The following is an 8,164-nucleotide window of genomic DNA, read 5'->3' as shown; positions in this document are numbered from 1 at the left end:
GCCACTTTCATTGATAAGCAGAAAGAACCCGAAAAGTATGCAGCCCGGGCAAAAGCAGAAATTCAATTCATGAGTGCCCAGCTTGACCTGGCACAATGTACTTATGAAGAAGCGCAGACGTATGATCGCGGCAGTGCCGACTTTAACCGTCTGCTGAAACAGGCGTCTGAAGAATACGCCAAGATTCACGAACGTTATCGCAGTCAGGTTGGCGGACTTTATGCCCGCATGTGGCAGGGAAAGTGTTTTGAAGAGGAGGGGGAGCTGGGACGCGCTCTGGGGATTTACGATGAACTGCTCGGCCATCCCGGAAAATCAGCGCCGATTAAACAGTTAAAAGATAACATCCTGCAGTTCCGGTTGATCTGCCTCAACGATGATAAGAAAAAAGATTATCAACTGGTCATCAACGAAGCCGAGCAATGGTTGAAAGAAAACCGCTCGCGAAATAGAACCTCTATCGGCCAGGGCATTACCTGGGAGCTGGCGCTGGCTCAGGAATCGCTGGCGAATGCCGAGGGAACGAAAAAAGGCGATCAGGAGCGCATTCTGCGGCAGGCTTTGACCAATGCCCGGTTTGTGAACGCCTTCCGCGGCAAGTACCGCGATGTTTCCCGCCTGATGGTGGGCCGCATCAATGCGCGGCTGCAGGGGAATTCCGGGGGAGATCCGAAAGACTTCGCCACAGCCTATGGCCTGGGGCAGGACCGGATCAAACAGACCAAAACGTTAAAAGACAAACTTGCCGCGGCCAAGTCGGCGACGGATAAAAAGAATGCGCAGGTTGAGCTCGATCAGTTCATGGACGAAACGGCCCGCATCCTGAAAATTGCCCTGCGGTTGTCGGATGAGAAAACCGATCCGAAGGAACTGGACCACGCACGGTTTCTGCTGTGTTATACCTATTACAATCTGAGACGCAGTTACGAATGTGCCATTCTGGGTGAATACATCGCGAATAACCATTACAAAGACAGCGCGCAGATTGCGCTGGATGCCGCTTATCTGGCGCTGGCCGGTTTCCTGCAGGCGTATAACGACTCTCCCAAGGAGCAGCGTTATGTTGATAATCAGCACATGGAAAGCATCTGCAATCTGATCACCACCAAGTGGCCAGATAGTGATCGTGCCAACGATGCGAGAATTCAACTAGGTAATATCTACAGCCAGACCGATCGACCTGCGGAAGCGGCCCAATGGTATTCACAGGTCCCAGTAACGGCATCGCAATACGTTGATGCCCAGATCAGAGCAGGGCAGGCCTACTGGAACAGTTATCTGACCACGATGGCGCGCCGGTCTGAAAATAAACCAGCAGACGTGGGCCAATGGTCACAGCTTGCTGAAAAACATCTGCGTACCGGGATTGATGCGACTCTGAAATCAGTCCCGCCAACTGCCGCTACGCCGGAGAATCTGACCGCGGCGAAAACCTCGCTCGCGCAGATTGTTCTGAACAATGGCAACTATCAGGAAGCCATTGATATTCTGAGCAAAGATCCGCATTCCGTGTTGAAGGCGATTTTCCTGGCGAAAGGGAAAAAACGTCCCGAAAGAGGAGTGCAAAGCAGTGAATTCGCGAACCTGGTTTATCAGCTTCAACTGCGTGCTTACATCGGTCTGCAGCAGATCGATCTGGCCCGGAAAGCCATGACCCAACTGGAAGAGTCCGCGTCGGGAACCGGCGGTGAATCGATCACGGAAATGTATCGCCAGCTCGGTGAAAAGATTACGGAAGAAATTGAGCGTCTGAAAGCTGCCGGCGATACCAAACGGATCGACGATGTCCGCAAGTCTCTGGAAACGTTCCTGACCGATATCTTCAAACGAAAAGATCAGACATACGGTTCGCTGGTCTGGATCGGCGAAACTTATTACGGCATGGGGCAGGGGGCCAGTGAGAACCCGGCGATCGCTCGAAATTACTATGACAAAGCGGCAGCCGCTTTTGAAGAAATCCAGAAGCGCCAGGATGCAACCGGCGATTTTATTCCGGGGAATTTTCAGGTGGGAATTACCCTGCGACTGGTGAATTGCAAGCGTCAACAGGGCGAGTATGAAGCAGCTCTGAAACTGATCACACCGGTGCTCAAGGAAAAAGACAAATCGCCTGAAGTTCAGTTTGAAGCGGCCTCCATTCTGCAGGACTGGGCCGGCAGTGGTCAGGGGGATGCCGCGAAAAAATATCTGGAAGCCATCAACGGAACCACACTCAGTGACGGTGCCCTCGTGCGTGGCTGGAGTTATCTGGCCCGCCTGCTGCAAAGTTCGATGTCTTCGCCTGGCCGAGATGATTTGAAGAAAATGTATTTCGACGCACAATACAATTGTATCGAGTGCCGACGCAAATACGGAATTGCCATCAATGACACCAAACAACTGGAACTGGCAAAATATGAAACCAATGTCTTCGGCCAGATCAGCGTTGATCTGCCGGATAATGTCTGGGAACGGTTCAATCAGCTCTATCGCCAGATTCAGACCGACATGGGCGAAGATCCACAAAATCTGGAACGTCGCACGACAGCGACAGAATCTGTGGCGACAAACGACGGGCAACTGGAATCTGCCACACCGGCAAACACACAGCAAAAAGTCGCACAACAGTCTACTACTGCGGCAAAAGCAGAGGGCGGATCCAATACTGTGTTGCTCCTGGCGGTGCTGCTGCTGGGAGTGGGAGGCGCAGTGGCGTTTTATTTCTTCGGCTTAAAACCGGGGAAGAAAGCACCCTCGTCCTATCAGCTGGCTTCGAATGTGACGCTGCCTACACAGATTGCCCCCCCTCCGGCGGCGGCTCCGAAACCGAGTCGCCCCGCACCGGCAAAACCTGTCATGCCGAATATTGTAGTTGATAAACCGCAGCAGAAAGCAGAACCGGAAAAAGCCAGACCGAAAACGAGACCGGAGCAAAGTGAGCCGGAAAAAGAAAAACGGAAATTAACGCCGGAACAAATTGCGGCCCGGAAAGCGAAACTGGCCCAGATGTCTCCGGAAGAAATCGCGGCGCGGAAAGCGGCGATTGCCAAAAAGAAAGCCGCACAGGCCAAACAACAAAAACAGTCACGACCCCGTCCGGAAAGTGAATCCAAAGATGCCTGAACTTCCCGGTTTCTGTCGGGATCATCAGACAAAACAACTAACCGTGCTGAGACATCAATTATCGTTGAGGAGCAATAAACTCATGAAGTGCCCGATCTGGTCAAGTTTGATTCTGCTGACAGTCCTGCAGATTCTGTCAGTTTCAAATCTCGAAGCCGCAGATACGATTTATCAATACAACAGCAGCAGCCCGTTGCTGGGTGATGTCAGCGGATATACGAAAACAGAACTGACGTTCAAGCGGGGGGCCACTGAGACTAAAATTCCAGCAAATGAAATTCAGCGAGTGCGCTGGGATGGAGAACCGCCGCAACTGAATATCGCCCGGAATCAGGAAGCAAACGGGAATTATGCCGAAGCTCTGGAAGAATATAAAAAATCGCAGGCGAACGCGAGCGCGAATCTCAAGAAAGACCTGCAGTTCATGATTGCCAGAGCCACTGCCAAAAGTGCACAATCGAACCCCGCCTCCCTGGATAGCGGCATCAAAATGCTCGATGAATTTATCAAAGCCAATGGTGACCATTATCAATATTACCCGGCGATGAAACTGCTGGGAGAAGCTTACCTGGCGAAAAAAGATTACCCTGCAGCAAATACTGCTTTCGGTACTGTGGAGCGATCCCCCTGGAAAGATTACCAGATGGACGCCAAAAATCTGAAGGCGCGTGTCTTACTCGCACAAGGGGACGCCCAAGGCGCGCTGGCCGCATTCACTGCGGTTACCAAAATGGATGCCAAGACGGAACCGGAACAGGCCAGTAAGCGGGCCGCCCAGTTAGGCAGTGCCCTGTGTCTGGAAAAAGAAGGCAAGCAGAAAGAAGCCATCGCGATTCTGGACGAGGTCATCAAAACCACCAGCTCTCAGCAAAGCCCGCTGCTGGCAGAAGCCTATTTGCGAATGGGAGACTGTTATCGGGAGTTAGGTGAGTCCAAAGAAGCGCTGATTGCTTATCTGCATATCGATGTTCTGTTTCCGACGGAGCCTGCAGTTCATGCCGAAGCATTGTATCACCTTTCCACATTATGGGGAAAAGTTCAGAAACCAGAACGGGGCGTTGAAGCCCGCGCCGTCCTGCAACAGCAGTATCCTGACAGCGAATGGACACAAAAAGCCACAGGAAGCTGATATTTTGACGCGAATGTCAGATTGCTGGTAAGATTCGTTCACTCTTCCCTTTACAATGCAATTTTGACCTATAAATAATAACGAAAACTTGAAAAAAGACTGCCAAGTCCAATCGCAAGATATCCACGATTAACACTCCTTTCAGTAGACCGGAGACCACAACGATGATGATGGGGAATTCCTTGGAACGGAATCAGACTTCACTGGCTTACCGTAGCCTGAGCATATTACTTCTTTGTGCAGTCGTTTTTACGCCGCTCGGCCTGAACACGAACAGCTGGGCGTATCAGGAAAAAGCTGCTGCTCCCGCGGCCGGTGAAGCTCCCGCAGCTGCCGAACCCGCGGCAACGGAAGCGCCTGCAGCTGCCGAACCTGCGGCCGGTGAAGCTCCTGCAGCTGCACCCGCAGCTGGCGGTGACGGGGCTGGAAACGCCGCTGCCCCTGCTGCTGCATCGGAAAGTTTTCTTTCCTGGATGATTCGTGCGTCTGGTTTCTTCGGTTTAATTCTGCTTTTACTTTCGTTTTTGATGGTCGCCCTGATCATGGCAAATGTGCTCTCCATTCGAAGAGACAATCTCATGCCGCCGGATTTGATTGGCGCCTTCGAAGAAAAAATCAACAGCAAAGATTATCAGGGCGCTTATGAGTTGGCTAAAAGCGACGACTCTTTCGTCGCTCGCGTTCTGGCAGCCGGCCTGAGCAAATTGAATCAGGGTTATTCCGAAGCCATCGAAGCGATGCAGGAAGTGGGCGAAGATGAAAACATGGCTATGGAGCATAAACTGAGTTACCTGGCGTTGATCGGCGTCATCTCACCAATGATCGGTCTGATGGGAACGGTTTACGGTATGATTTTGAGCTTCCAGACGATTGCCGCTTCCGCCACTTCTCCGAAACCTTCGGAACTGGCAGATGGTATTTCGACCGCGTTGTTTACCACTCTGGAAGGTTTGACGGTCGCGATTCCGGCGATGATTTTCTACAGCCTGCTGAGAAACCGGGTCGCTCGTTTTTCACTGGAAGTCGGCATGATCAGCGAAAGCCTGATGAACCGTTTCTCTTCAAATACGAAATCGTAACCGGGGCGATCAGACAGCGACCTGCCTGAATTGAGTTGGAGCATGACCCTGTTTGAGTAGAGAGTATTTCAATGAAAATCAAATCCAATAAGTCGGCAGTCGTTGATGTCGATATGACACCCATGATTGATATTGTGTTTCAATTAATCGCGTTTTTCATGGTGATTACCAACTTCGAACAGATTCAGGCGGATGAACGTGTGAAACTGCCTTCGGATTCGCTGGCGAAACCTCCCGAGGTCAAAGCAGCCGACGAACTGGTTTTGAATATCGGTTTTGAACGAAACGCCAAGGGAGAAATTACCGACCCCGAAGCCTATATTTTTTATAACGGTGAACGCATTCCGGTATTGAAGTTTGGGCCAAGTTTCGAGCAGGAAGCGCGTATCTACAAGCAGAAGAATCAGAACCCGAAAGAGGTACCCGTGATCTTGAGAGCCGATGCGCTCGTCAAAACGGGGCTCGTGCAGGATCTGATCAAGATTGCGCAGGAAAGTGGTTTTACCAAGTTTGCCTTCAAGGCGACACAAAAGACTCAATAGCGACGTTTTTGAAACTCGCTGTAAACGTGACAGAGTTCATTATTGCAGGATACGATTCCTATGAAGTTACGCAGTTCAGGCCGGGAAGCAGAAAAGATCGAGCCTCAGATGGCGCCGATGATTGACGTGGTGTTTCAACTTTTGATCTTCTTTATGCTGACGTTGAATATTGTCGAGCCGGAAGGGGACTTTAATGTCAACATGCCGATCACGGACAGTGCAGCCCAGTCGGATGATACGCCCAAATTTCCTGATATCAAAGTCAGACTGGTCGCTAATGAAGATGGTTCACTGAATACGATTCGTTTGGGGCAGGTGAATCTGGGAAATGGGCCGAATGTATTTGCCGGTTTGAATCACGAGATCCTGAAGATCATCGGAAAGCCGGGTAACCCGATCACCAAGGACATGGAAGTCGAACTCGAAGCCGACTACAACCTGCATTATGAGTACACCCTGAAAGCTGTCAGCGCCTGTACCGGGCGGCTTGATTCGTCAGGCAAACACATTATCCGCTACATTGAGAAAATCAAATTTGCTCCTCCCGTCGGCGGGAGCAAAGCCAGCAGTTAATTTCTAATCTCGTCGTTAATAAAAAGTGCTCACAGTTCTTCGCGATTGTGAGCACTTTTTTTATGGCGTAGCCTGATTCAGTCTGGTTACCCGCTCGGTCGGGACAGCTTCTGCTTTACCGCACATTTCCTGAGGATCTCAGCGCAGAGGTTCATTTTTCCGGAACCTATCCGCCTGTTTTCATATCTAATGCATGTGGTAAGTTGTTTCATTTCTGATTCAGGCCAGCAGTATAGTCCTATGTTTAGGACAAAATCGGGCAGTGATACTGATGGTTTGAGTAGGGTTGCGGATTAAGTTTCAGAATCATTTGATACTGATTCCTTTTCAGTGGCGGGAGAAATTTCGTTTGGCTATAGTGTACGATTATCCTTTTTCTCGAATCGGGGAAAAGGTTTGGAATAAGGGCTTCTCATTTCAAAGGTTTTGAAACCGAGAAATGAAAGCTGAAATGTGTTGTGTGTTTGGGAGATCACACAATGATTTTGTTGCTTCGGAATCTGTTAACGAGACTACTGTTGAGAAGTTCGTTTCCATTATGAAGTTTTGGTGAAGGAATCGACGAGGTCCTGAACTGAAACGGAACTGACTCGGACGGCGGGAATCGCGAACAGGTTGCACACTGCTGATTTTGCAATGAATGAAAATTTCCTTGCCAGATCAGTTCGTCAGATGATTTGAATCATGATTTTTACAGATCTGATTCAGAAGATCTGCGATAGCCGATGTCAAAATCATTCCCAAACTCTCTGGATGTCTGACACCATTTTCCGGAGAACAGGAATGTTTATGGATCATGTCCGTGGCAATGTGCCGGTCATGCATTATCTGTTTTGAAATGAGTGTTAGCATGGGAGAACTTATGGGAACAACTAACTAGAATTATTGTCTTAAACTTAAAGTGACGTATTCAAAATGTTGTTAATCAGTATCCGAGTGCTCTATGCCTTTGTTTGCGCGGGAGCCATTGCCACCTATGTCAGTTCGAATCCCCCCAGCCCCGTCGATCAGTATCCTCTGATCTCATTTGTGCTTCTGATGATTTTCACTCAGGGGGTCACCTGCCTGGATCTTCTGATCAGCCGCAAGCGCATCGAAGTTATGTCGGCCATCTATTTTGGGCTGCTGGTCGGAGTGCTCCTCAGTTACCTGCTGATCCAGGCGCTTAGTCCTGTGATTTCCAAGACTCCGTGGGGAGAAGGGGTAGTGATGATTACCACGCTGACGCTGCCCTATCTGTGTATTTCCTTTCTGCTGCAAACCAAAGACGACTTTCGGTTTATCGTTCCTTATGTCGAGTTCTCGCGTGAACTGAAAGGGGGCCGCCCTTTGCTGCTTGACAGCAGTGCGCTCATCGATGGACGGATTGCCGATGTTGTCGAAACCAAAATCCTGGATTCGGAAATGGTGGTTCCAGACTTTATCCTGAAAGAAGTGCAGGATATTGCCGACAGCAGCGATAAAGTCCGACGGGTTCGCGGACGTCGCGGCCTGGATATTCTGTCGAATCTGCAGAACAATCCGAACGTGGATATTTCCATGTACGAAACCAAGGAAACGGACAAGGAAAAGGGCCTCACCGTTGATCAGCGACTGGTCGTTACCGCGAAAAAACTTGGTGGAAAAGTGGTGACAAACGATTTCAATCTGAATAAAGTCGCCAGCGTTCAGGGGGTTGATGTGATCAATCTCAATGATGTGGCCAATTCGTTAAAACCACGCTATCTGCCCGGCGAGCA

At 50.0% G+C, this 8,164-nt stretch carries 5 protein-coding genes and 1 pseudogene; all 6 read left to right on the top strand.

What is annotated here, in order from left to right; translation table 11 throughout:
• A pseudogene (locus tag Q0294_RS01645) lies at window positions 1-3,102 on the top strand (hypothetical protein); the annotation flags it as partial.
• An 82-nt stretch (window positions 3,103-3,184) separates the two neighbouring features.
• Window positions 3,185-4,231 carry a lipopolysaccharide assembly protein LapB gene (locus Q0294_RS01640; protein ID WP_299460182.1) on the top strand — a complete coding sequence of 349 codons (1,047 nt, stop codon included), beginning with the start codon at window positions 3,185-3,187 and terminating at the stop codon, window positions 4,229-4,231.
• Between the two features lie 182 nt (window positions 4,232-4,413).
• Window positions 4,414-5,310, top strand: a complete 897-nt coding sequence (locus Q0294_RS01635; RefSeq protein ID WP_299460179.1) for a MotA/TolQ/ExbB proton channel family protein — start codon at window positions 4,414-4,416, stop codon at window positions 5,308-5,310.
• A 71-nt stretch (window positions 5,311-5,381) separates the two neighbouring features.
• Window positions 5,382-5,852, top strand: coding sequence for a biopolymer transporter ExbD (locus Q0294_RS01630; RefSeq protein WP_299460177.1), 471 nt, complete (start codon window positions 5,382-5,384; stop codon window positions 5,850-5,852).
• A gap of 60 nt (window positions 5,853-5,912) precedes the next feature.
• On the top strand, window positions 5,913-6,425 hold the full coding sequence (locus Q0294_RS01625) for a biopolymer transporter ExbD (RefSeq protein ID WP_299460174.1): 513 nt from the start codon (window positions 5,913-5,915) through the stop codon (window positions 6,423-6,425).
• Window positions 6,426-7,340: 915 nt separating this feature from the next.
• Window positions 7,341-8,164, top strand: an 824-nt coding sequence (locus tag Q0294_RS01620) for a PIN/TRAM domain-containing protein (RefSeq protein WP_299460171.1), incomplete at its 3' end; no start/stop codon positions are given.

This window comes from uncultured Gimesia sp. (assembly GCF_937919775.1).
Classification (GTDB): domain Bacteria; phylum Planctomycetota; class Planctomycetia; order Planctomycetales; family Planctomycetaceae; genus Gimesia.
Note: the sequence above shows the minus strand (reverse complement) of the source record. Positions and strands in the feature narration are given on the sequence as shown.